The 26,031-nt window shown below is 38.6% G+C and carries 24 protein-coding genes and 1 riboswitch; of the genes, 15 read left to right on the top strand and 9 right to left on the bottom strand.

Annotation, left to right across the window (positions count from 1 at the left end; all coding sequences use genetic code 11):
- Positions 1-26: 26 nt before the first annotated feature.
- Positions 27-374 (bottom strand): DUF3899 domain-containing protein, encoded by a 348-nt coding sequence (locus IGJ53_RS11250; protein ID WP_002293992.1) that lies wholly within the window; start codon positions 372-374, stop codon positions 27-29.
- An 83-nt stretch (positions 375-457) separates the two neighbouring features.
- On the opposite strand from IGJ53_RS11250, the gene opp3b reads away from it, so the two are divergent.
- Genes opp3b through IGJ53_RS11225 form a run of 5 tightly spaced genes read left to right on the top strand, consistent with a single transcriptional unit; the run spans position 458 to position 5,489 of the window.
- Complete coding sequence (gene opp3b / locus IGJ53_RS11245) at positions 458-1,399, top strand: oligopeptide ABC transporter permease (RefSeq protein ID WP_002325415.1); 942 nt, start codon at positions 458-460, stop codon at positions 1,397-1,399.
- Complete coding sequence (locus IGJ53_RS11240) at positions 1,400-2,443, top strand: ABC transporter permease (RefSeq protein ID WP_002293574.1); 1,044 nt, start codon at positions 1,400-1,402, stop codon at positions 2,441-2,443.
- A gap of 10 nt (positions 2,444-2,453) precedes the next feature.
- Positions 2,454-3,524, top strand: coding sequence for an ABC transporter ATP-binding protein (locus IGJ53_RS11235; protein ID WP_002315752.1), 1,071 nt, complete (start codon positions 2,454-2,456; stop codon positions 3,522-3,524).
- Positions 3,514-4,467 carry an ABC transporter ATP-binding protein gene (locus IGJ53_RS11230; RefSeq protein ID WP_002310132.1) on the top strand — a complete coding sequence of 318 codons (954 nt, stop codon included), beginning with the start codon at positions 3,514-3,516 and terminating at the stop codon, positions 4,465-4,467. Before IGJ53_RS11235 ends, IGJ53_RS11230 begins: the two co-directional genes overlap by 11 nt.
- A gap of 11 nt (positions 4,468-4,478) precedes the next feature.
- The gene (locus tag IGJ53_RS11225; RefSeq protein ID WP_259741920.1) at positions 4,479-5,489 is read left to right on the top strand and encodes a transposase; all 1,011 of its coding nucleotides are present in this window, start codon (positions 4,479-4,481) and stop codon (positions 5,487-5,489) included.
- Between the two features lie 282 nt (positions 5,490-5,771).
- On the opposite strand, the gene IGJ53_RS11220 is transcribed toward IGJ53_RS11225, so the two are convergent.
- Both IGJ53_RS11220 and IGJ53_RS11215 read right to left on the bottom strand, forming a co-directional pair.
- The gene (locus IGJ53_RS11220; protein ID WP_002293580.1) at positions 5,772-6,593 is read right to left on the bottom strand and encodes an NUDIX domain-containing protein; all 822 of its coding nucleotides are present in this window, start codon (positions 6,591-6,593) and stop codon (positions 5,772-5,774) included.
- 97 nt (positions 6,594-6,690) lie between these two features.
- Complete coding sequence (locus tag IGJ53_RS11215; RefSeq protein WP_002293582.1) at positions 6,691-6,969, bottom strand: hypothetical protein; 279 nt, start codon at positions 6,967-6,969, stop codon at positions 6,691-6,693.
- 268 nt (positions 6,970-7,237) lie between these two features.
- On the opposite strand from IGJ53_RS11215, the gene metG reads away from it, so the two are divergent.
- The gene (gene metG / locus IGJ53_RS11210) at positions 7,238-9,247 is read left to right on the top strand and encodes a methionine--tRNA ligase (protein ID WP_259741921.1); all 2,010 of its coding nucleotides are present in this window, start codon (positions 7,238-7,240) and stop codon (positions 9,245-9,247) included.
- A 55-nt stretch (positions 9,248-9,302) separates the two neighbouring features.
- Here the strand turns inward: metG and IGJ53_RS11205 are convergent, their stop codons facing one another.
- Complete coding sequence (locus IGJ53_RS11205; RefSeq protein WP_025478452.1) at positions 9,303-9,575, bottom strand: hypothetical protein; 273 nt, start codon at positions 9,573-9,575, stop codon at positions 9,303-9,305.
- A gap of 149 nt (positions 9,576-9,724) precedes the next feature.
- Positions 9,725-10,312 (bottom strand): hypothetical protein, encoded by a 588-nt coding sequence (locus IGJ53_RS11200; RefSeq protein ID WP_002315757.1) that lies wholly within the window; start codon positions 10,310-10,312, stop codon positions 9,725-9,727.
- 174 nt (positions 10,313-10,486) lie between these two features.
- On the opposite strand from IGJ53_RS11200, the gene IGJ53_RS11195 reads away from it, so the two are divergent.
- From IGJ53_RS11195 to IGJ53_RS11175, 5 genes are all read left to right on the top strand, one after another.
- The gene (locus IGJ53_RS11195; protein WP_010732978.1) at positions 10,487-11,809 is read left to right on the top strand and encodes an APC family permease; all 1,323 of its coding nucleotides are present in this window, start codon (positions 10,487-10,489) and stop codon (positions 11,807-11,809) included.
- Between the two features lie 154 nt (positions 11,810-11,963).
- The gene (locus IGJ53_RS11190; protein WP_010732979.1) at positions 11,964-12,740 is read left to right on the top strand and encodes a TatD family hydrolase; all 777 of its coding nucleotides are present in this window, start codon (positions 11,964-11,966) and stop codon (positions 12,738-12,740) included.
- Entirely contained in the window at positions 12,733-13,302 is a 570-nt protein-coding gene (gene rnmV, locus IGJ53_RS11185) for a ribonuclease M5 (RefSeq protein WP_002315760.1), read from the top strand. The genes IGJ53_RS11190 and rnmV overlap by 8 nt, the downstream gene beginning before the upstream one ends.
- Entirely contained in the window at positions 13,295-14,179 is an 885-nt protein-coding gene (rsmA, locus tag IGJ53_RS11180) for a 16S rRNA (adenine(1518)-N(6)/adenine(1519)-N(6))-dimethyltransferase RsmA (protein ID WP_002293596.1), read from the top strand. Before rnmV ends, rsmA begins: the two co-directional genes overlap by 8 nt.
- A 313-nt stretch (positions 14,180-14,492) precedes the next feature.
- The gene (locus tag IGJ53_RS11175; RefSeq protein WP_002291071.1) at positions 14,493-15,122 is read left to right on the top strand and encodes a hypothetical protein; all 630 of its coding nucleotides are present in this window, start codon (positions 14,493-14,495) and stop codon (positions 15,120-15,122) included.
- A gap of 118 nt (positions 15,123-15,240) precedes the next feature.
- On the opposite strand, the gene IGJ53_RS11170 is transcribed toward IGJ53_RS11175, so the two are convergent.
- A complete protein-coding gene (locus tag IGJ53_RS11170) occupies positions 15,241-16,350 on the bottom strand; it encodes an ABC transporter ATP-binding protein (protein ID WP_010732980.1) in 1,110 nt (369 codons plus the stop codon).
- A gap of 208 nt (positions 16,351-16,558) precedes the next feature.
- Here IGJ53_RS11170 and mgsA point away from each other — a divergent pair, with 208 nt between their 5' ends.
- Complete coding sequence (mgsA, locus tag IGJ53_RS11165) at positions 16,559-16,981, top strand: methylglyoxal synthase (protein WP_002291069.1); 423 nt, start codon at positions 16,559-16,561, stop codon at positions 16,979-16,981.
- Between the two features lie 185 nt (positions 16,982-17,166).
- A riboswitch (THF riboswitch) is annotated at positions 17,167-17,265 on the top strand.
- Positions 17,266-17,302: 37 nt separating this feature from the next.
- Positions 17,303-17,839: a folate family ECF transporter S component gene (locus IGJ53_RS11160; RefSeq protein ID WP_002289509.1), complete on the top strand. Its 537-nt coding sequence runs from the start codon at positions 17,303-17,305 to the stop codon at positions 17,837-17,839.
- Positions 17,840-17,878: 39 nt separating this feature from the next.
- Here the strand turns inward: IGJ53_RS11160 and IGJ53_RS11155 are convergent, their stop codons facing one another.
- Both IGJ53_RS11155 and IGJ53_RS11150 read right to left on the bottom strand, forming a co-directional pair.
- A complete protein-coding gene (locus tag IGJ53_RS11155; RefSeq protein WP_259741922.1) occupies positions 17,879-19,642 on the bottom strand; it encodes an ABC transporter ATP-binding protein in 1,764 nt (587 codons plus the stop codon).
- Between the two features lie 2 nt (positions 19,643-19,644).
- Positions 19,645-21,360 (bottom strand): ABC transporter ATP-binding protein, encoded by a 1,716-nt coding sequence (locus IGJ53_RS11150; protein WP_010732982.1) that lies wholly within the window; start codon positions 21,358-21,360, stop codon positions 19,645-19,647.
- 626 nt (positions 21,361-21,986) lie between these two features.
- On the opposite strand from IGJ53_RS11150, the gene IGJ53_RS11145 reads away from it, so the two are divergent.
- Positions 21,987-22,583 carry a hypothetical protein gene (locus IGJ53_RS11145; protein ID WP_010732984.1) on the top strand — a complete coding sequence of 199 codons (597 nt, stop codon included), beginning with the start codon at positions 21,987-21,989 and terminating at the stop codon, positions 22,581-22,583.
- Positions 22,584-22,832: 249 nt separating this feature from the next.
- On the opposite strand, the gene IGJ53_RS11140 is transcribed toward IGJ53_RS11145, so the two are convergent.
- Positions 22,833-23,057, bottom strand: a complete 225-nt coding sequence (locus IGJ53_RS11140; RefSeq protein ID WP_002315767.1) for a hypothetical protein — start codon at positions 23,055-23,057, stop codon at positions 22,833-22,835.
- A 193-nt stretch (positions 23,058-23,250) separates the two neighbouring features.
- On the opposite strand from IGJ53_RS11140, the gene IGJ53_RS11135 reads away from it, so the two are divergent.
- Positions 23,251-26,028, top strand: a complete 2,778-nt coding sequence (locus tag IGJ53_RS11135; protein ID WP_010732985.1) for a sigma 54-interacting transcriptional regulator — start codon at positions 23,251-23,253, stop codon at positions 26,026-26,028.
- The last annotated feature ends 3 nt before the right edge of the window (positions 26,029-26,031 follow it).

The raw sequence follows: 26,031 nt of genomic DNA, 5'->3' as shown, positions 1-26,031 counted from the left end.
TGTCGCAACCTCGTTCTCATATTCACTTATCCTAACAAAGAAAAAAGCATGAAAATAGCAGAAAGAGCAATTAGTATTCCGGCAATGATCAGCCAAAAGCTGTACATACCGTAGCTGGCAGACGAGAGCGAGGAAAATTCTGGTTTTTTCTTTCGGTTCCTTGTTCGTGCAAGATGGACCGATCGCTGAAAATGATCGAAGAAACCCGAAGAAAAGACCCATAAAAAACCGCCGATAATCAGAAACGGCAATGACCATAAGAATAGATCATTAGATAATTGAATGAGTGTAAAGGAATGGTTGATGAGATTTTTTATTAAAATAACCAGAATCAGTAGAAAAGCTACTGCGTAGGGGATAGATTTTTTTTTCATTTGATTGCTCCTTTATTTTTGGTTCATTATCTAATAATGTAGCGAAACATCTGTCAGAAGTCAAAAGCTAGGGGGAAACATTAGTGAATAGTTATATCAAATATGTATTAAAACGTGTCTTTTTCATGATCATCACGCTTTGGTTAATTGCAACAATCACCTTTTTCTTGATGCAATTGCTGCCTGGCACGCCATATACGAATCAGGAACGTTTGAGTCCTGAAACAATCGAGATGCTAAATAAACAAGTCGGTTTGGATAAACCAGTTATCGTACAATATGGGATTTATCTTTCTAATTTGATCCAAGGAGATTTTGGAATTTCCTTCCAATTTAAAAACCAGCCAGTCGCACATTTGTTAGCTGGAAGAATCGGACCATCCTTGCAATTAGGGTTACAGGCAATTATCTTTGGAACAGTCCTAGGAACGATTTTAGGAACGATTTCTGCCATGAAGCAAAATACATGGGCAGATACATCTTCTACACTTGTAGCGATATTAGGTCGTTCCATTCCAAACTTTGTATTTGCTGTTTTACTACAATATATCTTTGCAATCAAATTACAAGTTTTACCAATCGCAAAATGGGATGGCTTTGTGTACACGATCTTGCCGACAATTGCATTGGCCATGTCGCCGCTTGCTGATTCTGCTCGATTTATCCGGACGGAAATGGTGGAAGTACTGCATAGTGATTACGTGGAATTAGCAAAAGCAAAAGGGTTGAGCCGTTGGGAAATCGCCTTTAAACATGGTCTTCGAAATAGTTTGATCCCATTGATGACTTTATTAGGACCCTTGGCTGTCGCATTGATGACCGGATCACTGGTGGTAGAAAATATCTTTGCTATTCCTGGTATCGGTGAACAATTTGTTAAGTCGATTACAACAAATGATTATCCTACGATCATGGCTGTAACGATCCTTTACTCATTTATGTTGATTTTTGTTATTTTGATCGTTGATCTATTGTACGGTCTAGTTGATCCAAGAATTCGTGTTTCAGAAGGGAGCCGAGGATAAATGGAAATGACACCCAAGCGTTATGAAACAGTCGCAGATATTCCGGCGGATGAGTTTCTTCCATTACAAAAAAATACCGAAGAAGAACGTGAGCAGATTACTGCACCTTCTTTGAATTTTATCCAAGATTCATGGCGCCGTTTAAAGAAAAACAAAGCTGCCGTTATTTCAATGTTTTTACTGTTGGTCATCATTTTGATCTCTGTGGTCACGATCTTTGTTTCTCCACATGATCCAACTGCCCAAAACGTGGCTTATATCAATTTGCCTCCTCGTATTCCGGGAATCAATATCGATGGATTGAATGGAAAAGCAATGGTCGGCGGTGAACTTGTTGATAAATATGCTCAAGCAAACGTTCCTTCAAACGTAAGTTTCTTTTTAGGAACAGACGGTTTGGGCCGTGATGTATTAAGCCGTTTATTTATGGGGACGAGAATCTCGTTGCTGATCGCATTTATTGCTGCATTATTAGATGTAACGATTGGTGTAGCTTACGGGTTAATATCTGGTTTGTTAGGCGGACGTGTCGATAATGCGATGCAACGTTTTTTGGAAATCTTGTCAGGAATTCCAAACCTTGTTGTCATGATTTTGATGTTGGTCGTTTTTGAACCAGGAATTTTTTCCATCGTGGCTGCTATGGCCATCACAAACTGGATACCAATGGCACGTATCGTTCGTGCACAAACAATGAAATTAAAAGATCAAGAATATGTTCTAGCTGGATTGACATTAGGTGAATCAAGAATGAAAATTGCATTCAAACATATTTTGCCGAATATCTCCAGTGTCATTATTATTCAAATGATGTTTAGTATCCCATCTGCTATTTTCTTTGAAGCCTTTTTAAGTTTTATCGGTTTAGGTCTTACGCCTCCGTCAGCTTCATTAGGAACGATGTTGAGCGAAGGGTACAAGACATTCCTGTATCTGCCTTATCTATTATGGATTCCGGCAGTAACTTTATCGGTTATCATGATTGGCTTTAACTTACTTGCTGATGGATTGCGTGATGCCTTTGATCCTAAAATGAAAGAGTGAGGACGAGACGATGACGAAAATTTTAGAAGTGAAAGACTTAGAAATCTCTTTTGATACGTATGCTGGAAAGGTACGAGCGATTCGCGGTGTCAATTTTCATTTGAATAAAGGAGAAACATTGGCGATCGTTGGGGAATCTGGAAGCGGAAAATCAGTGACGACCAGAAGCATCATGCGTTTGCTGTCGAGCAATGCCAATATAGATGCTGGGCAAATCCTCTTTAAAGGTAAAGACATCGTTGAGAAGACAGAAAGAGAGATGCAAAAAATCCGCGGAAAAGAAATAGCAATGATTTTCCAAGATCCAATGACCTCTTTAGATCCGACGATGCCTATTGGGAAACAAGTTGCTGAGTCACTTAGAAAGCATAATAAAGTTTCGAAAAAAGAGGGACAAAAAGCTGCATTAGAACTGCTTAAATTAGTTGGTATACCTGAAGCTGAGAAACGTATCAATAGTTATCCCCATCAGTTTTCAGGAGGTCAACGCCAACGGATCGTGATTGCGATCGCACTGGTATGTTATCCGGAAATCCTGATTGCTGATGAACCCACAACAGCACTTGATGTGACTATCCAAGCACAAATTTTGGAACTGCTGAAAGAAATTCAGACAAAAATCGATACATCAATCATCTTTATCACTCATGACCTTGGTGTAGTAGCGAACGTTGCTGACCGTGTAGCTGTTATGTATGGGGGAAGAATCGTTGAAGTTGGAACATCCGAAGAGATTTTCTACAACCCGCAACATCCCTATACTTGGGGACTGCTTGGGTCAATGCCGACATTAGACAGTGCGAACGACCGATTGTATGCCATTCCTGGTTCTCCACCGGATTTATTGAACCCGCCAAAAGGAGACGCATTCTACCCAAGAAATGAATTCGCGATGAAAATCGATGCAGAACAAGAACCGCCATTTTTTGAACTATCAAAAACACACAAGGCAGCAACTTGGCTACTTGCTCCACAAGCGCCTAAAGTGACACCGCCAGAAGAAATCCAACGTCGCTGGGCTATTTTTAAAGAGAAACAAAAACATACTTATGGTCAAGGAGGAATTGCTGATGCCAAATAAACTACTTGAAGTTAAAGGACTGAAACAGTATTTCAATGTAGGAAAAAAGAATGAAGTACATGCTGTAAATGACATCAGCTTTCACATCTATGAAGGAGAAACATTTGGTTTAGTAGGCGAATCTGGAAGCGGAAAATCCACTACTGGCCGTACGATCATTCGTTTGAATGAACCTACTGACGGTGAGATATTATTCGATGGTCAAGATGTAACGAAGATCAAAGACAAAAAAGGATTGACGAAATTCCGACATGATGTTCAGATGATCTTTCAAGATCCATACGCTTCGTTGAATCCTCGGATGAAAGTCAGAGATATCATTGCGGAAGGAATTGATGTCAATGGGTTAGCTAAATCACCAGAGGAACGTGCCAAAAAAGTCGATGATCTATTGAGAACCGTTGGATTGAATCCGAGCCATGGCACTCGTTATCCCCATGAATTTTCAGGAGGACAACGCCAGCGTATTGGTATTGCACGAGCATTAGCAGTAAAACCGCGATTTATCATTTGCGATGAACCGATTTCTGCATTAGATGTTTCCATCCAAGCCCAAGTTGTCAATTTATTGCAAGATCTCCAACGAGAACATCAATTGACCTATCTATTTATTGCGCATGATTTATCAATGGTTAAACATATCAGCGACCGAATCGGTGTAATGCATAACGGTTTGTTATTAGAAATGGGAAAAAGTGATGAAATCTATAATCATGGTGTCCATCCTTATACAGAAAGTTTGTTATCTGCTATTCCTTTGCCAGATCCAGATCATGAGAGAAAGCGCAGAAGAATCAAATATCAACCCGAACCAGATGACGGACAAGTACGTCAGCTTCGTGAAATCGCACCAGAACATTTTGTCTATGCAACTGAGCAGGAAGTCCCATATTATGCAAAAAAATTAAAACGACAAAAGGAATCTCTTCTGGTTGCTAACTAGGAGGGACATAGATGCTAAAAGCTTTTAAATTCCGTATGTATCCGACAGAAGAACAAAAACAGCAATTGATCCGTACTTTTGGCTGTGTTCGATTTACCTATAACCATTTGCTGAAAGAACGGCAGAAAAGTTGGCAACAAACAGGAGTGGCCGATTTTTCGCTCACGCCTGCTACGTTAAAAAAAGAATACCCATTCTTAAAAGAGGTAGACAGTCTTGCTTTAGCAAATGCACAGCTTAATTTGGACCGAGCTTTTCGCAATTATTTCAAGGGACGTGCCAGCTTCCCAAAGCTTAAAACGAAAAAAAGTATGTGGCAATCTTATACGACGAATAATCAAACTCATACGGTCTATCTGAAAAACGGTCACTTAAAATTACCAAAACAAAAAGAACTGATCAAGATAAACCAGCACCGTCCAGTCGAAGGCACGATTCGTTCCGCTACGATTTCTGCTCGATATAATGAAGAGTTCTATGTCGCACTACTTTGTGATGTTTCATCAATAAAAAAAGAATCTTCAGCTAAATGGATTGGGATCGCCTATCATCCAAAAACATTGATTGAAACATCGCAGCCCATAGAAGTAACTTTGCCAAAATTTGACCAGACAGAAGAAAAACTTCAGCATGCACAGCGGAAATTAAGCGTAAAAGTCCGCTCCGCTCACCATAGAAAGACCAGGTTAGATCAGGCAAGCAATTATCAGAAACAAAAGAGAAAAGTAATGGATCTTTATCTGAAACAAAAGAACCAGCGAGAAGATTATCTTGAACAATTATCTGGGAAATTGGTCAAACAATATGACTACTTATTTGTAGAGTCTTTTCCAAAAGAAGAGGCACATGCTGATTTTTCTATTCATGACTGGCATAAATTAATAACAAAATTGCGTTATAAATCCCAATGGTATAATAAAAAATTTCTTTTGATCAATGCCGACGGAGCAGAAGAAAGCAATTCTGTAAGAAAGAGCCAAGTGTTAGAACAACTAGGCAGGCATTCGGTCATCAAGGAATAAAAAATGAATGAAACTGACAGGAGCGTTAGGGTTCGCCTTGTTAATAAAAAGTCTGATTGACTTTTGTTTCTAGGAATTTTCTTTTGAAGAAAAGCTCACTAATTATGACAAACCAATAAAACAATAGCAGAAAAAATTCGTACGAGTTTTTTCTGCTATTGTTATTTTTTTATTCGAAGAATTTTACTGACACGCCAAAGTATGGAGCAAAAAACGCAAAACACAAAGAGCGGCTTTCCATTTTTCTTGAGTGTTCAGAACGGAGCCCTTTCTTCACAATCCTTACTCATGATGTCCCGGCTTGAGCTGGTAGATTTTTGAAGGGCGACCGATTCCTACAGGACGTTCGCCAATCTCGTCGAAATATTGGAGCATAGCTTTCTTAAAATTGGAATGATCGATCGTTTTATAATCGATTCCTAAGAACTTTGCAAATACTTTTCGAGCTTCTGTAATCGTGAAATCTTTACCTAAAACTTGCAAAACTTGCGGTTCGTGTTCCATTTTATTGACTACACGGTTGAATGCTTTCAAAATGATTTGACTATGGTCAAAAGCTAAAGTATCTTTGCCAGAAGACTCTCCAGTGACTAAGTCAAGTGAGATAGCCACTTCTCCGCTCGATAAATTGATCTTGTTGCCGTGACGTTCCAATGTGAACCAGCGTACTTCCTTAGCATCATCTCCGGCGATCAGCGGTTCTTCTCCAATGAAAGCTAAGTAGCTGACTGTGACGACCCAGCCTCGCGGATCTCGATTAGGCGTACTGAATGTATGCAGTTGTTCAATGTTTTCTTTAGAGATAACTACACCAGTTTCTTCCTTTGTTTCTCTTAAGACACTTTCTCCAGTTGACTCGTCCTTTTGGACAAAACCACCAGGTAATGCCCATGAATTTCGATAAGGATGCCCTTTTCGTTGGATCAGCAATACTTTCAGCTGATCTTCTTCTTTGTTATAGCACATCAGTACGATATCGACAGTCAAAGAGGGCTTGTCATATTCTGGACGTTCCTGTTTTTGATACCAGTTAAGAAAATCTTCTTCACTTGCTTCATGTTCATAATATAATTTTTCTTCTTCTTTAGAAGCAAATCGGTTCATCAGACCACCTCCGTTGACATTAAAAGTACTTTTTACCTTATTGTAGCAGACTCTGAAAAAAAACCAAGGATTTACTTGAAAAATCCTTGCTTCTTCCTTAAATATGAAAAATAAATGGAAGTACTAGATTGAATAAAAAGAAAAGCAGATAAAACGGCAATACTTTATACCGCTCTTCACGAACGGCAAAGAAGCCGCAAATAACGATATATGCGTCAATGACAAAACGTAAAAGCCATGCGACTGTCATGAAACTGTTCAAATGCCCATGAAGGTTAAAATAACCATACATACGAATATAAAAATAGCTGAATATCAAATGTGCTAATGAAAGAAAAGCAATACTAAGTGTAAAAAAAAGATGTTTCTTCTGCATGATCGTTCCAGTCCCTTACTAAAATAGATAGTCTTTATTATACCATGAGTCAGGAGAGAAATAAAAAGCCGTTTCCGACTAAACATGAAACAAGATGAAAAATAGCATTTATTCCCTCTGTCCTTCCTTTTGAAGGAGGGATTCATCATAGAGAACAAGTCGTTTATCCAGACTTTTTCATTTTGAAAAAAAGCTAACAGCATGCTTTTTTTATGGTATACTAGCAAGGAAACGAATTCGCATCATGCGATAAAGGAGGAAGAGCCCCGTGGCAGAAAAGGAAACTTTTTATATCACTACGCCAATCTATTATCCAAGCGGCAAACTTCATATCGGCAACTCATATACTACGATTGCATGTGACGCAATTGCTCGTTATAAACGGTTGATGGGCTTTGATGTGTTTTATCTCACTGGAGTGGATGAACATGGTCAAAAAATCGAAACAAAAGCAGAAGAATTAGGTGTAAAACCGCAAGAATACGTAGATAAAATGGCGGCTGATGTCAAAAAATTATGGAAAACGCTTGATATCAGTTATGACAAATTCATTCGTACGACAGATGATTACCATAAAGCAGCTGTTCAAAAAATATTTGATCGTTTATTAGAACAGGGAGACATTTACTTAGGTGAATATGAAGGCTGGTACTCTGTTTCTGACGAAGAATTCTTTACAGAAACACAACTTGCAGAAGTGTACAAAGATGATGAAGGTAATGTGATCGGCGGTAAAGCGCCAAGCGGACATGAAGTAGAATTGGTAAAAGAAGAATCTTACTTCTTCCGCATGAGCAAATACGCAGATCGCCTGTTGGAATACTATGAAGAACATCCCGAATTCATCCAACCAGAATCTCGTAAAAATGAAATGATCAACAACTTTATCAAACCAGGATTAGAAGATCTTGCAGTTTCACGAACAACCTTTACTTGGGGGGTACCAGTCAAGAGTGATCCGAAACATGTGGTGTATGTATGGATCGATGCATTGTCCAATTACATCTCTGCACTAGGCTACGGGTCCGAGGATGAAAGTCTATTCGAAAAATACTGGCCTGCAGATGTTCAGATGGTCGGTAAAGAAATCGTTCGCTTCCATACGATTTATTGGCCAATTATGCTGATGGCTCTTGATTTGCCTCTACCTAAAAAAGTATTTGGTCATGGCTGGTTATTGATGAAAGATGGAAAAATGTCTAAATCAAAAGGAAATGTCGTTTATCCTGAAATGCTTGTGGAACGTTATGGTTTAGATGCACTCCGTTATTATTTGCTTCGTGCTGTGCCATTTGGGTCAGATGGCGTCTTTACGCCAGAAGATTTTGTTTCTCGTGTCAATTATGATCTGGCAAATGATCTAGGGAACTTATTGAATCGTACGATCGCTATGATCAACAAATATTGTGATGGTCTCGTTCCTGATTATGCCTCACTTGTCACTCCGTTTGACAGTGAACTGTCTACGACGGCTGCTAACGTTGTCGGACGTTACCATGATGCAATGGAAAAAATGGAATTCAATACAGCGTTAGCTGAAATCTGGGTGCTGATTTCTCGTGCAAACAAATACATTGACGAAACAGAACCATGGGTATTAGCAAAAGACGAAGAAAAGAAAGCTGAATTGAATAGTGTCATGATCCATTTAGCTGAATCCTTGCGTATCGCCGCGATTTTACTTCAACCAATCATGACAGAAACGCCAGATAAGATCTTCAATCAACTAGGATTGGACCCTGAAACGATGAATCTTGAAGGATTGCACTTTGGCGAATTCCCTTCAGGAACAAAAGTAGTTGCAAAAGGTACACCAATCTTCCCACGTTTGGATATGGAAGAAGAAGTTGCTTTTATCCAAGAAAAAATGTCTGAAGGTACTCAAACAAACGAAGATACAGTCAAATGGGATCCAGAAGAAACAGAACTTGTTTCAACGAAAGAAAAACAAATCAAATTTGATGTATTTGAAAAAGTTGAACTAAAAGTAGCAGAAGTCATCAACTGCCAAAAAGTAGAAGGGGCAGATAAGTTGTTGCAATTCCGACTAGATGCTGGAGACAGCCAAGATCGTCAAATTTTGTCAGGAATCGCTGAATTCTATCCTGATCCAAGCGAATTGATCGGGAAAAAAGTCGTTATTGTAGCAAATCTGAAACCACGAAAGATGCGTGGACAAATCAGTCAAGGAATGATCCTTTCCGCAGAAGCACCAGATGGCTCTTTACAAGTGATTGAAGCACCAAAATCCATGCCAAATGGATCAGAGATCGCATAAAATCATAAGAAAACCTCGCAAGACAATGCTGCTTGCGAGGTTTTTTTGATTCCTGTCAATTGCCCCAATGGTGATTATGGAAGCCAATCATATAATAAAGACACATATAACCATATAAAATGTATCCTAGAAAAAGAAGGACGAGCTTTACCCACCGATGGAATCTGCAGCTTCCTAAAAACAAAAGAAAAAGTGGCTGCGAATAGTTGAATAAAATATTTGTGATCCTTTCATCTGTCTGCCGATTAAGAAAAAGGCTGATAGGAATCGTAAAGACAGAAAAAAGCAACATAATGATAAGTGGACGGGCGGTTTTTAATTGATTCATCTGGGTACTCATTTTTATTTTATTGTCTCTTACATCCAAGGATTTTGAAAGCAATAATTTGTTTACATCTACTAATAGTATTTAAAATAAAGAAAACAATCATCGATTTTGACCTCGATGATTGTTTTCTTTATTTTGTAAAAATCCTATTATTTGATTTTATGGTAACCTTTTATTTTTGTCTTCAAACGGCTTGGTAAGAGAGCAGTAAGCAGTGCAAATGGAATCGAAAAGACGTACCAGAAAATCGTTCTTCCAATACCATAACGCTGATACAGTTTCGTCAACATCACATGAAGCAAGATCAATCCTAAAAGCAAGGCACCAGCCGAAAACCAATGATTATTCCAATGCATGACTTCACGAAGTGCCATCACTCCGAAGGGATAAAAATAAAAATAGATCCCTACTAAGGTCATCCGCCAGTTCTTTGTAAATGTTCCAATGTTCAATAAAAAGAAAATCGCTGAAAGCAAAATACCGATAGGTGGGAATAGCCCCACTAGAAAGGAATACAACATCCCCCACAAAATCATCACGGGACCTTTGATCAATGCAACGATTGCGATGAACACAGTCAGCAATATCAATTTTTGTGATAACGTCGCAATGGTCAATAATCCAAATAAAATCAACGTGAACCAATGCCAACGGGACTGTTGCTGTTCTTTACGAGAAAAATCGATTCGGTTGGATAAATAATCTGCTAATTTCGGATAAGAACGCTTAAAATCCATAAACTGTTCCTCCTTCGTGGAAAAGGTAGGTTTAGTATACGCAAAATAAAGAGGAAATACATCCGTCTTAAGAGGGAGTTTTTCATTGGAAGTGGAGAAAAAAGAATGGTAAATTAAAATATTCTCAGTTATACTGAAAATTATACCAAATTTCAAAGAAGAAAGAGGATGGGAATGAAAGGCAAACTAAAACGAGAAATCAATCTGTTTGGCGCATTAGCTACCGTTATGGGAACCGTGATTGGCGCAGGGGTCTTCTTTAAAACCGCTGCTGTTACTGCAAGCACGCAGTCTACAAGTTTGACATTACTAGCTTGGCTTTTGGGTGGTTTCTTAACGATCTGTGCTGGATTGACAGTGGCTGAATTAGCTACAGCGATCCCAGAAACTGGTGGAGCTGTCAAATATATTGAAGCAGCTTATGGAAAGCTACCCAGCTTTTTATTAGGATGGGCGCAAAGCTTGATTTATTTCCCTGCTAATATTGCTGCATTATCGATTATCTTTGCGACACAATTGACGAACTTATTACAATTATCTACCGACTACCTTTTGTTGATTGCAGTGATTACCGCTGTTTCTGTGACAGGATTGAATTTATTAGGAACAAAAGTCGGTGCGTCTGTACAATCAGTGACGCTGATTGTTAAATTGATACCAATTGCCGTGATTGTCGTATGGGGATTATTGACACCAGGACAAGGAACTGTCCAGCTATTTCCAATCGAAGCTGGAAAAGATGTTACTTTTGTCGAAGGCTTGAGCAGTGCGTTGCTAGCAACATTGTTTGCTTATGACGGCTGGTTAGGCGTCGGCGCAATGGCTGGTGAAATGAAACGGCCGGAAAAAGATTTGCCTAAAGCGATTATACTTGGGCTGAGTTTTGTCACTGTCGTTTATTTATTGATCAATTTTGTTTTTTTGAAAACTCTGCCGATTGATCATCTTGCCGGTAATTTGAACGCAGCTTCTGAAGCATCAGACGTCATTTTTGGAGAAATCGGCGGAAAACTGGTCACTATTGGGATTTTGATTTCGGTATACGGGGCATTGAATGGGTATACCTTAACTGGGATTCGTGTGCCTTATGCGATGGCTTTGGAAGACGAGCTACCTTTCAGCAAACAGCTGACAAAGCTTTCAAAGAAATTTACGGTACCTTATGTTCCTGCGATTTTCCAGTTAGCAGTAGCTTGTGTTATGATGAGCCTTGGTTCTTTCGACTTTTTAACCGACATGTTGATTTTTGTGATGTGGCTATTCAGTTTACTGATTTTTATCGGTGTCTTTATTTTAAGAAAAAAAGCGCCGGAATTGCCACGCCCATATAAAGTACCACTTTATCCAATCGTTCCGATTATTGCGATTCTCGGTGCTATTTTCATTTTAGGCATGACGATGATGACGCAAACGAAATTAGCATTGATCGGTATAGGTGTTACCTTGATTGGTATCCCAGTCTATTATCAAAAAAAGAAAAAACGCTCAGAAGAGTAAAATATTTCAACAACAGACAGAAAAAGTACGAACTAAGTCCTCTGGATCTTCGTGCTTTTTCTATTTCAACAAAACAAGTTCTTCTATTTTGTTTTTTGCTACTTCTGCAAGCAGTGCTAATGTGCTAAAGTAAGAATGAAAAGGAGAGATAAACATGATATTTGATTCTCATACCCATTTAAATGCGGAACAGTTCAATGAAGATATTCCAGAAACGATTCAGCGAGCACAAGAAATGGGGGTAACGAAAATGGCGGTCGTGGGCTTCGATACGCCAACGATTGATAAGTCTTTGCAATTAAGCCATGACTATCCAAATATATACAGTATTATCGGCTGGCATCCGACAGAGGCTGGCAGTTATACGAAAGAAATCGAAAATAAATTACAAGAACAATTGACTTTGCCAAAGGTTGTAGCATTAGGGGAAATTGGCTTGGATTATCATTGGATGGAAGACCCGAAAGAAGTCCAAGATAAAGTATTTCGCAGACAGATTGCTATCGCAAAAGAAATGAACCTTCCAATCAGTATTCATACTAGAGAAGCACTTGAAGACACGTATCAAATCCTAAAAGAAGAAGATGTTCGAGATATTGGTGGAATCATGCATAGCTTCAGCGGTGATTATGAATGGGCAAAACGATTTCTTGACTTAGGGATGCATATTTCATTTAGCGGTGTCGTCACTTTCAAAAAAGCATTAGACGTCCAAGAGGCTGCAACAAATGTACCAATCGAACGATTACTTGTGGAAACAGATGCCCCTTATTTGGCACCAGTTCCTTTTAGAGGAAAGCGAAATGAACCAGGCTATACTCGTTATACAGTAGAAAAGATTGCTGAACTTCGGAATCTACCAATAGAAGAAGTGGCTGCCCAAACATGGACAAATGCGCACCGATTATTTGGTCTAAGCGAACATGGATAAGATGAGGATCCAAGAGATTATAGTCGTTGAAGGAAAAGACGATACAAGAAGGCTACGGGAAGTAGTTGATGCAGATACGATAGAAACGATCGGTTCTGCTATCAATGAAGATATCCTGATGCAAATTGAACATGCCCAAGAGACACGAGGGGTGATCGTTTTTACCGACCCTGATTTTTCAGGAGAAAAAATAAGAAAAATCATTATGGAAGCTGTTCCTCAGGCAAAGCATGCTTTTTTGCCGCGCACACAAGCTAAACCAAAGAAAAAGGGAAGTCTTGGTGTTGAGCATGCAAGTGATGCTGCTATTTTAGAAGCATTGAAAAAGGTTGTGACGCCAGACATTTCCCAAACGGCTGTTTCTGAAATCACTAGACAAGACCTTTTAGACTATGGTTTAATAGCTGGAGCACAAGCAAAAGAAAAACGAGAAAAACTAGGTGATGAGTTGCGTATCGGTTATACGAACGGCAAACAATTGGAAAAACGTTTGAAGATGTTTCGTATTACGCCGAAAGAGCTCGCACAAGCAATGAAAATAGTGGAGGAACAACATGAGTGAATATCGTGAAATCGCGACACCCTCTAGAACAAAAGAGATTTTATTGAAACATGGTTTTTCATTTAAAAAAAGTTTAGGACAAAATTTTCTCACTGAACCAAATATTTTAAGAAAAATCGTAGAAACTGCGCAAATAGATGAACGAACGAACGTGATCGAAGTTGGGCCAGGAATCGGCGCATTGACAGAACAATTAGCGATGCATGCAAAGCAAGTCGTAGCATTTGAGATTGATGATCGTTTGATTCCTGTATTGGCTGATACGATGCAACCCTATGACAATGTGACCATCATACATCAAGATATTCTGAAGACGGATTTATCAACAGCCGTAAGAGAAACATTTCATGAAGAGCTTCCGTTAAAAGTCGTAGCAAATTTACCTTATTATATTACGACGCCCATCATGATGCATTTTCTTGAATCGGATTTGGTCGTAGATGAATTAGTCGTCATGATGCAAAAAGAAGTAGCTGATCGAATCTCTGCTGAACCAGGAACGAAAGCATACGGTTCATTATCGATTGCTGTTCAATATTATATGGAAGCCAGTTTAGCCTTCATCGTACCAAAAACAGTATTTGTCCCTCAGCCAAATGTAGATTCAGCGATTTTGAAACTGACAAGAAGAGATACACCGGCAGTAGAAGTGACGGACGAAAAAGCATTTTTCCGATTGACAAAAGCTGCATTTCAGCAAAGAAGAAAAACGCTTTGGAATAATTTGCAGCATTCGTATGGCAAAGATGATCAGACAAAAGCATGGTTAGCAAAAAGCTTGGAAACGGCTGGAATCGATCCAAAACGTCGTGGAGAGACGTTGTCATTACAAGAATTTGCCGCATTAAGCAATGCGATGTCAGAAAATAAGCAGTAAAAACAGAGGTTGTGACAGAAGTGATCAGCTTCAAGAAATAAGAAGAAATTTACGAAAATTGCTTCTCCTATTTTTGATTTGGTTGGTCTTATCGCCGCTGAGGCAAGCTTTTGATTCCCATTATGAACAAGGAGATGTGACACAAATTTTGTCACATCTCCTATTTTTGTCTCTTGATCAAAAAATTCTTATACTTGATACTCACACTCATTTTGTGTGGATTTAGAAAAGAATATGTGTCTTGACAGTTATTAGTAAGTAAGTTATACTAAGTCGACATTTATGTGTCAAGACATATTAGGAGAGAGAAAAAATGAGAAAAAATTCAGTTCGAAAACTAACGATTTCTGCTTTATTGATTGGGATGGGGGTCATTATCCCAATGGTTATGCCTAAAATCATGATCCCACCTGCTTCTTTTACATTAGCGTCTCATGTGCCATTATTTATTGCGATGTTTTTTACACCAGGAGTTGCAGTGGCTGTTGCACTAGGTACGACATTCGGTTTCTTTTTGACAACGCCAGTTATCATTGCATTGCGCGCATTGTCACATCTTGTATTTGCATTGATTGGGGCATGGTACTTACAGAAGCATCCGAGTATCGTTTTAAAGAATGGACAGTTTACTTTTACTAATTGGCGTTTCCAAGGGTTCAATTTTGTGATAGGTGTGATTCATTCTTTAGTAGAAATGCTAGTAGTCAGCATCTTTTACTTCATCGGTAATATGCCTGACACGTATTACTCTCAAGGGTATTTTTATACAGTGTTCATCTTGATGGGAATTGGTGGACTCATCCATAGTTTGGTTGATTATAATATTGCTTATTTTATAGCAGGAACACTCAGCAAATATTTTGATATCCCGGTATTTACGGCAGCAAAAAAAGGAAATCGGAAAGAATCGATTCAAGGGTACGCGAAGAAAACGACATACTAATGATCTATCAAAGAAAAACTCTCATCTACTAACGGATAATAAATCCGCTAAGATGAGAGTTTTTTGTCCTAAAAAGAGCTACACCACTATTTTCTGGCGTAGCTCTAAAGGGGGCAGATTAGGGAAGTTTGATGACTTGTTCGGTTTCTTTATCAAAGAAGTGCCCTTTATTGATGTTGAAGGCAAGGTCAACCATTTCACCTGGTTTATGGAAATCTCTTGCATCTACTTTTGAGATGAACTCAGTAGAACCAGTTTTTGTGTAAAGCATCGTTTCAGCACCAAGTAATTCGGAAACGACAACTTCTGATTTCACTACGGCTTCAGGTGAAGCTTCAAGGGCTACTTGTTCACTGTGGATGTCTTCTGGACGAATGCCAAAGATGACTTCTTTTCCTTCATAACCTTTTTCGACTAATACTTTGTTTTTCCCTTCAGGAATACGAAGCTTAAGCCCATGTCCATCTGTGATGACACCGTTTTTCAATGCCACATTAAAGAAGTTCATGGCAGGAGATCCAATAAAGCCGGCAACGAACATGTTGACTGGTGTATCATAAACTTCTTTCGGTGTACCGATTTGCTGGATAAATCCGTCTTTCATGATAACGATTCGGTCAGCCATAGTCATCGCTTCTGTCTGATCATGAGTAACATAGATCGTCGTTGTTTCAAGACGTTGGTGAAGTTTGGCAATCTCAGCACGCATGGCTACACGTAATTTAGCATCTAAGTTTGACAATGGTTCATCCATCAAGAAGACTTTGGCATCCCGAACGATTGCGCGTCCTAATGCTACACGTTGTCGTTGTCCACCAGATAAAGCAGCTGGTTTTCGTTTCAAGTATTCTGTCAGTCCGAGGATCTCTGCTGCATTGTCCACACGCTTTTTAATGTCTGCTTTATCATATTTACGTAATTTCAAACCAAAAGCCATATTATCATAAACAGTCATGTGAGGATACAATGCATAGTTTTGGAAAACCATGGCAATATCACGGTCTTTAGGTGCCACGTCATTCATGACTTTTCCGCCGATATTTAGTTCTCCTTCAGAGATATCTTCCAGTCCCGCGATCATTCGCAAAGTAGTTGACTTTCCACAACCGGAAGGACCAACAAAAACGATGAATTCACGGTCTTTGATTGATAGATTAAAATCAGTTACAGAATAATTTTCTGCATTGTCATATTTTTTATATACGTTTTTCAGAGCCATTTCTACCATAATACGTTCCACACTTTCTTTTTTAGTTTTATTAACTGATTAAAGTATAAATGAAAGCGTTAACTAAGTTCAATGTCATGTTGAACAAGAATTTTTTCTTTTTTTTGTCAATGTGCTAGTTTTAAGCTTCAATAAATATCCATAAGAAATAAAAACTGATACACTGAAGTAAATAAGTATGTTAACTATATCAAAAGGAGTGTCTTTTATGAAAATCGCTTTGATCGCTCATGACCGAAAAAAACCTATGATGGTGAAATTAGCAACAGCGTATAAAACAATATTGGAAAAACATGAACTTTTTGCTACCGGGACGACTGGACAACGGATCACGGAAGCAACCGGCTTGCCCATTCATCGGTTTAAATCCGGACCGTTAGGCGGAGATCAGCAAATTGGAGCAATGATCTCGGAGGACCAGTTAGATTTGGTGATTTTTCTTCGAGACCCGCTGGCTGCACAGCCGCATGAACCAGATGTAACAGCACTTATCCGTTTATCTGATGTTTATGAGATTCCGTTGGCTACAAATATCGGAACAGCTGAGGTGCTGCTAAGAGGGCTGGAAGCCGGCTTCCTAGATTTTCGAAGAATCGTCCATGAAATAGACAAACGTCCACTTTCATTTTGATGGACAAGTGTATGGAAAAATAACGTTTAATGTTCGCCTATATGAAGCTATAAAAGCTAAACGAACTGAGAATATGCGATATAATACGAACGTATTGGATAATATAAACAATAATATTAGTTTTTCGTGTTTGCAGTAAATGTGAAAATATGCTATAGTTTCTGTGGGAAAAGATCCCAAAATAATACAGAGTAGAAAATAAAGCGTTAAGTGCTAAGAGGATGGGATGTTGCCTCTTGGACGAAGGACGTAATGTTCGCGGTTTTATTTTCGCATTCGCTGCATGATACGATGTAGCAGCTCTTAAAGGAGATGCTAAAAATGAAGAAACACCGGTTAGACGCACGTATGATTGCTATTATGGGCTTACTGATTGCATTGATGGTCACGTTGTCCCGTCTGGTAGCAATCGAGACCCCATTTATTAAAATCAGTGTCACATTTATTCCACAAGTGATCATGGGCATTCTTTTTGGTCCTTTTTGGTCAGGGATAGGCGCAGTTTTAGCTGATTTAGTAGGAATGGCTCTCTTCTCGAAATCTGCATTTTTTATTGGATTTACATTGAATGCATTTATTGAAGGAGCAATCTACGGATTCTTTTTCTATCGAAAAGAAATCACTTGGAAAAATGCCATTTTGGCTACGCTTAGTGTCACGCTGATCATAAACTTATTTTTGACACCATTATGGCTTGCGTTGATGTATCATGTGCCATTGTTCAGCTGGGTCGTTTGGGCGCCCCGCCTGTTAAAAACAGTGATATGGTTACCGATTCAATCAATTGCCATTTATTACGTAGGACGTAGTATTCCTTACAAAAAAATTTTAAGAAGTTTAGCGATCCACGCTAAATAAAAAACAAGCAGTCTTCCCATCCCAGAAGACTGCTTGTTTTTATTGTGCTGTGAATTGTGCTTGATAAAGCTGTCGGTAATAACCATCTTTTTGAAGCAACTCATCATGGGTGCCCATTTCGACAATGGCTCCCTGATCCATCACTAATATCTGGTCCGCATTTTTGATTGTGGAGAGGCGATGGGCAATAACAAAACTGGTTTTTCCTTCCATCATTGCTAAGAAAGCTTGTTGGATTTTTTTCTCTGTCAATGTATCGACTGAGCTGGTAGCTTCATCTAAGATCAACATAGGCGGATTACTGATCATCGTTCGAGCAATCGTCAACAGTTGGCGTTGTCCATCGGATATCTTTAACCCTTGACCGCCAATCTTAGTATCTAATTTTTCCGGCAAACGTTCTACAAATTCATACATATAAGAGGCTTTTAGGGCATCATTGATTTCTGTGTCACTTGCTTCCGGATTCCCAAAGCGGAGATTTTCTCGCAATGTACTGTCAAATAGCCAAGTATCTTGTAACACCATTCCAAAACTTTTACGTAATGTATCACGTTGAATAGAGCGGATGTCATGGTCATCGATTGTAATCGTTCCTTTTGTTGTGTCATAAAAACGCATCAGCAAATTAACAAGTGTGGATTTTCCGGCTCCTGTTTTTCCTACTATAGCAATGGTTTGACCTGGATAAGCAGTAAAATTGAAATCTTCGATCAAACGCTGTTTGGGGTCATAAGAAAAAGAAACATGATCAAAAGAGACTTTTCCTATGATATTTTTGGGATCCAAGGCATAGGAATCTGGCAAATCAGGCTTTTCTTCTGGTTGATCGATCAAATCAAATGCTCGTTCTAGACCAGAAAAAGCGGTTTGCAGTTGTGTCGTGATTCCAGAAAGTTCGATAAATGGTTTAGAAAACTGACTTGAGTAGATCGTAAAACTGGAAATCACACCAACAGTGATTGACGAACCACTCTTCAATGCCAATAGGCCGCCAACTAAACCAATCGATAAATAAGCAAGGTGATCTACAAAACGAGAAGACGGGTTTGTCAAGGAAGAAGAAAATTGTGCCCGTTGTCCTTTTTGATATAGATCAGCATTTAGCAGTTCAAATTGCTGTTGACTAGCTTCTTCTTGCTGAAAAGCTTTCACGATTTTCTGATTACCGATTCGTTCGGTCACAAAGCCCGAGATCTCCCCAATGATTCTTTGCTGTCTATCGAAATTTGTTTGTGAAGCACGAGCAACGATCCAACTCACAAGGAAAATAATTGGTGTAGAACAAAGAACGACCAATGTCAGAAGTGGACTTAGACGCATCATAAAAATAAATGAAAGAAGGATGATCGCAACTCCGGAAAACAATTGATTGAAGGCTGCAGAAATCGCAATAGAAATGTTGTCCATATCATTTGTAAATCGACTGACGATATTTCCATGAGAATTTTGATCATAATAACGAAGTGGCAATCGATTTAAATGGGCAAAAGCATCTTTTCTTAATGTTGCAACAGACAAGTAAGCTAACCGATTGCTTAATACTTGGATGAGCCATTGACTGACTACGTTGATCAAAACAATCCCACCGAACAGAATCAGTAAATGGAATAGTCGATTGAAGCGAACTTGTCCTTCTCCGATCATTTGATCGATACTTTGGCCAATTTGTAACGTCATCACAACTGTTGCGATCCCGTTGATGATCCCTAGTAGTACAGCTAGCCAAATATCTTTTGAATAAGCAGTAAGATAAGGGATGAAGCGACGGAGTGTCTGCAAGGATAATTTTTTTACTTTCATAACTATTCTTCCTCCTGTGATGCGACGATTTCCTGATATTCCGCTGATTGAGCAAGTAATTCTTCATGTGTACCTTGAGCAGCGATCTTTCCTTGATCCATCACTAAGATATGGTGGGCTTCTTGAATGGAGCGGACACGTTGGGAGATAATGATCACTGTACTGCCAAGATAAGTCTGCAGCGCCTTACGCAAATCCAAGTCAGTCTGATAATCCAACGCACTCAAAGAGTCATCTAAAATCAGTAATTCTGGCTTGGCGATCAAAGCTCTGGCAATCGTTAGTCGCTGTTTTTGACCGCCGGAGAAATTTTTTCCGTTTTCCATGACTTTTGTATCTAAACCATTTGGAAGCTGACGTACAAATTCTTCTGCCTGAGCGATTTTCAGGGCTTCCCAACATTCTTCTTCTGTGGCATCTTGCTTACCCCATTGAAGGTTTTCACGAATAGTCCCAGTAAATAACACGGAAGTTTGGGGAACAAGGGCGATTTGCTGACGAAGATGATCCAGCTGCCAAGAACGAACGTCCATTCCATCCATTATGACTGTACCAGAACTGACATCATAGAAGCGCGGAATCAATTGAGTCAAAGTCGTTTTCCCGCTTCCCGTTGGACCAATGATTCCAAGGATCGTATTTCGCTTCAGCTGAAATGTAATCCCTTGAAGAGAAAGCCCAGAATCAGGAGTATAACGGAAGTCAACATGATCAAAAACGAGGATCGCTTCAGAAGAAAAATCGGGAGTAGTACTGACCTCGGCTTCAAGAATCGAATTCTCTGTGTCTAGAACCTCTTTTACTCGATTTCCTGAAGCTTCGGCACGTGTGAAGATCACGACGAGGTTTGAAACAACGATCAGTGCTAAAAGCATTTGATTCATATAATTGATCAAAGCAAGAACTTGTCCTTGTTCCAAACTACCAATGTTTACTTTGATCCCGCCGACTGTTAGCAAACAGATGATTCCGACATTCATGATCAAGGTCGTAGCAGGTGATAAAAGGGCAGAGATATTGGAAACACGTAAATAATTGTTCGCTAGATCATTTGTGCTTTTATCAAACTTTTCTGTTTCTTTTTTTGTCTGTGCAAATGCACGTATGACACGAACGCCGCTAAGATTCTGGCTGACGTGTTCATTGAGCTGATCTAGTTTTTCTTGCACTTTTTGATAGAGAGGAACAGTTTTTCTGATGATAAAAAATAAAATGATGGAGAAAATAGGCAATAATGCTAAGAAAAACAGACCTACTTCCCAGTCGATCACAAAAGCCATGACTACTGAACCAATGCTTAAAAATGGTGCTCTAATCAATAAACGAATGACCATTGCTAAAGCTAGTTGAAGCTGATTGATGTCGTTTGTCATTCGAGTGATCAAGGTATCTGTTCCAAAATGATTCAACTCGTTGTGAGAGAAAGTATTGATTTTTTTGATCAGCTGATTTCGCAACTCTGTACCAAATCCTTGTGAAGCTACTGAAGCGTAGTATTGGCAAATGATGGCACAAATCAGACCAATCACAGACATAGCGACCATCCATAAGCCCATTTCAATGATTTTTCCTCGGTCATTCATTTTTAGTCCATTATCGATCAAGGAAGCCATCATTAAAGGTAGGACAAGTTCGAAGACAGCCTCAAGAAACTTGAAGAACGGACCCAAAATGATTTGCTTACGATAATCTTTTGCATAACGTAATAACTGAATCATATGATTCCTCCTATTATTTATTTGTCTACAGTTGAAAAAACAAGTACTACCACATTGTAGCTTAGGAAATTTAGAATGAAAAGAGAACAAGCCTTTTCATAAATGAAAGTTTTATTATGAGGAGATTTTAGAGATTGAATAGAGTATTTTTTAGAAAAAAAGAAAGAGAACGGGAAAATCATCCCGGTTTCTTCAGTCCTCCAAACGTCTATTTTGTCCGATTTTTTATAAATGAATCTTGTGTAAAAGGTGGATCAGGTACAGAATCATCAATGGAGCGCTATTTATTTTTTGAAAATAAAAAAGTAGTGATTCCATGATTTAAGTAAAAAATAGCGAGTATAAAGCAAATGATCTTAGTAATGAATAGAATCTCATAAAATCGAGAGGGCGAAGCTTCCTTTCCCATGAAAACTATTGTTATTTTTTGTGAAAAAATAAAAAGTAACGATGTTATTAATTCTAATAAAAACTTTGTTTTTTTGTAGTTTATTCTTCTTTTTATAAAGTTGTTGAAATCGTTTTCTTCTTATGATATAAAGTTATTGTCACAAATTATTTGAGGGAAACCTAATTAATGTTGAAGGAAGGACTATGAAAATAAAAAAATTGTTGATTGGTTTATTATGTATGGCACTTTAGGGGGGATAAGTAATATCGGACAGCCTGTGTTTGCTGTAGAAGTGGATGCGTCAGTGAACGACATATCAAATGAAAATAAAGAGATAAACATAAGTCCCGTACTCACTTTTGATGAAATGGTGCGAGAAGTAGCAAAAGAAAACGGCATCCCTATTATCCAAGCACAACAAGAGCTTGGATTCTCAGCTAAAAGTGCAAGACAAGCACGTACATCAAGGGTAACATACAGAGCATTATCGCAATCTTTGACAGATAATGTTAGTTATAGATCTACGATGCGCTTTTATTGCGAGACCAGTGAAAGTGGAAATTTTAGGGCTATCAAAAGAATCGTACGAGTTGAAATGATCCGCGGATATAATGGTTTGTCGAAACAATTTAGTGGAACTGTTTATGTTCATTTAGAAGATGCTAACCGTATTTTTTACATTGTAAATGGCGACTTCTTCAATAATGGTTCGACAACTTGGAATGCAGGGGTGAATATCGGAGTAGGAAGAAACGCTTCTATTAAGTTTGGTGTAACGAATACAACCTCTCATTATCAATATTACTATGTAGAAAGCCATTTGCGATTTTGATATCAAAACAGCACACGAAAAAGAAAACAAGGCAGGAACAGTGATGTTTCTACCTTGTTTTCTTAATCAATGGGAAAAAACTAAGAGTGGTGTACGTAATCAATAAAAAGGATGGTGACAACAGTACCTCTTTACTCTCTGAAAGCATCATAACTCGTTTTTCCTCGTTACGCCAATAAATTGTTGTTATACCAGATATAAGGATTTGTAATAACAAAAAGCAGACAGAAAAATTGAGAGCTGTGCCTCCTATTTTGTGTGGAAGGATTTATAGAACGCAAAAATCAAGATAAAGATAAATAAAAATCCTGTTTCGGCTATATATTGCGTATCTACATCGATAAAACGGGTTTGTTCTGTCATAGCCATATAAAGCAAAGGTAAAAACACAACCACAGCGAGATAAGATCCGATGATTTCGCGAAAAGTTTTCCAAGAAGTATACTTCCTCTTTTTAGATTTATCCGATTTCATTGAATAGTCATAGCCTCCTTGTTCTTTCTTTATTGTTTGGAAATTCCAGTATAAAAACCGGAAGGAACTGTTCTTTTTTAGAATAAAAATTATAAGGGATAAGTGAGCTGCTGTCTATAACAAGACATATTTTTCAACCCTTTATTAAAGATTTTATTGACAAAATGAATCCGTTTTCTATGATGGAGTAGGGGTGGATAAGTTGTTAAAACACGAAATTTTATGCTACTTAGAGAACCAGACAGCCTTTTTCGATCTCAACCATATGAACGAGGTCTTTACAGCAAAAAGATTGGCTGAACATTTTGGGGTAAAAAGAAACACAGTCAGTCATTATTTGAACCAATTGAATGAGGAGAAACTACTAGTCAAAATCAATTCTCGTCCAGTGGTTTATTTCCACAAAGAAGCTTTTGAAAAACAATTTTTTAAGTTACGTACGAATTTTTATTTTTCTATCAATGATCTTAAAGAAGAACAGCCTTTTTTCGCACAACCAAAAGATTTATTCTCTTTTATGATCGGACACGACGCCAGTTTGAAAGAAAGTATCGAACAAATCAAAACAGCTCTTTACTATCCAGATGGCGGATTGCCACTTTTGATCACAGGTGAAAGCGGCACAGGTAAAAGTTATTTAGTCCATTTAGTCTATCAGTATTGTCTGCTTCATGGTTTACTAGAGGACTCTGCACCATTCATCACTTTCAATTGTGCACAATATGCAGATAATCCTGAACTGTTGACTAGCAATTTGTTTGGACATGTCAAAGGAGCTTACACTGGAGCAGAAGAAAATAAAAAAGGGGCTTTCGAAGCAGCAGATGGTGGAATCTTGTTTTTAGACGAGGTACATCGCTTAACACCAGAAGGGCAGGAAAAACTATTCACCTATCTTGATCAAGGTGTGATTTATCGTATGGGAGAACCTAATTTGTCACGGCGGATCAAAACACGTCTTTTTTTTGCCACGACAGAAGAGACCACTAGTCATTTCTTAACCACTTTCATTCGAAGAATACCTATCCGAATCGAACTACCTGCACTCAATCAGCGTAGTCGAAATGAACGGCTAGAACTGGTTTACTCTTTTTTTATCGAGGAACAAAGAAAAATGGGGAGCCCTTTGTCAGTCAGTGGCCCAGTTTTGTCACTTCTAGCAGGTCAAAAATTATCTGGAAACATAGGAGAGCTGAAAAATATTGTCAAAGTTTCAGCGGCAAAAGCGTATGCTGAACAACGTGAACAGTCGGAGATCCATGTCACCATCCATCATTTGCAAAAAGAACTACTCACTCAGCCCATTACCAAAAATACAGCACAGCAAGGAATCTATATCACGCAAGATCAGACCTTAGAACAATTGATGGAAAAGCAACAGCCAGAACAGCAACGAATCGTTAAAAGTTTTGAGCAAATCCTACTTGATTTCAAAAAAAATGAGTGTCTTCTATATTCTTGCGAAGGAAAACTAAAACAAGAAGTGATCCAATTATTTGATTTTTTGCTGTTTGAGACCAGTAGACAAGAAAAACACGAGCTGTTGGTTTATTGGACTCAATCTATCCGTGAGACCTTTCGACAAATGGAGTCTGCCTATCAAATCAAGTTCGATGGAAACAGTGTCTATGCCTTGAGTTACTATCTTTATCAGCGAAGCACCGTCAAATGGTTACCGGAAGAACATGCGATTATCCAACTAATCAAAGAATTAGAAAAACAGGTTTCTCAATCTTATCCATCTAGCTATCATTATGTCCAGCGAATCTTGGAACTGAGTAAGATTAAATTAGATATTGAAGTCACTAGTATGGATCGGATTTTACTGACGATCTATCTAAAAAAAGTAAAATGGTCAAAAGAAAAACGACTGCCAAAAGCAATGATTGCTGCGCATGGCTATGCAACTGCCAGCAGTATGGCAAATGTGGTCAATCGTTTATTACAAGAAGATCTATTTGAATCATTTGATATGCCGCTAGATGTCACACCACAGCAGATTGCTTCAGAAATCGTGGATTATTGCGAAAACAGCGATGTTTCAAATGGGTTGATCATATTAGTAGATATGGGATCTCTGAAAGAAATCCATCAGTTTTTTAAAAAACAATTATCTGTACCACTTTTGATTATGAATAATGTGACGACACCTTTAGCCATCACAGTAGGGGAATGCTTGCAAAAAAATGCAGCTTTAGAAGAAATAGCAGAAGAGGCCGTTCGTCAAATCCAACCAGAATGGCGGCTCCTCTATCCACAAGAAAATAAACCCAAAGCACTCATTACTACCTGCTTCACTGGAATCGGCACGGCGGCTCACCTAAGTGAACTGCTAGAGAAAAGCTTGCCTACGACTTGTCAGTTGAAAATCATCCCATATGAATATCAGCGATTAAAAGATAAGAAAAACAGTGAACCATTGTTTTCCATATACGAAATCGTAGGGATCATAGGTACCGCAGATCCTGCTATCACCGATATCGACTATCTTTCATTAGAAGACCTCATCTCAGGAGAGAAGATGTCTGTACTAGCAGAATGGTTGGATTCTGCTATGAATGTTTCAGATAAGGAAACATTCAACCAGAACATCATTCGCAATTTTTCATTGGAGAAAGTACTGGACTCTGTGACTATTCTAGATACAGAAAAGGTGATGGAGGAAATCGATCATTTTATGCGAGAATTAGAGGTGCAGTTGAATCGAAGAATCAGTAACCCCAAAAAACTAGCGTTATATGTCCATGTGAGCTGTCTAATCGAACGTTTGATCCGACAAATGCCAATTGAAACCTATCAAGGATTAGAGAAATGGGAACAGTGTCAAAAAGAAGAGGTATCTGCTATTAAATCTGCGTTTAGTGTCATTGAAGAGCATTATAGTGTCATGATCCCTCATTCTGAGATTGCCTATATCTGTGATATTTTGAGTGAAAGTACAGAGTTACTCTCGATAGAAGAAGAATTTTGAACA

It is taken from the genome of Enterococcus sp. DIV1283b (assembly GCF_051710965.1).
GTDB classification, from domain to species: Bacteria; Bacillota; Bacilli; order Lactobacillales; family Enterococcaceae; genus Enterococcus_B; species Enterococcus_B lactis.
This window is presented reverse-complemented; position numbering and strand designations above follow the sequence as displayed.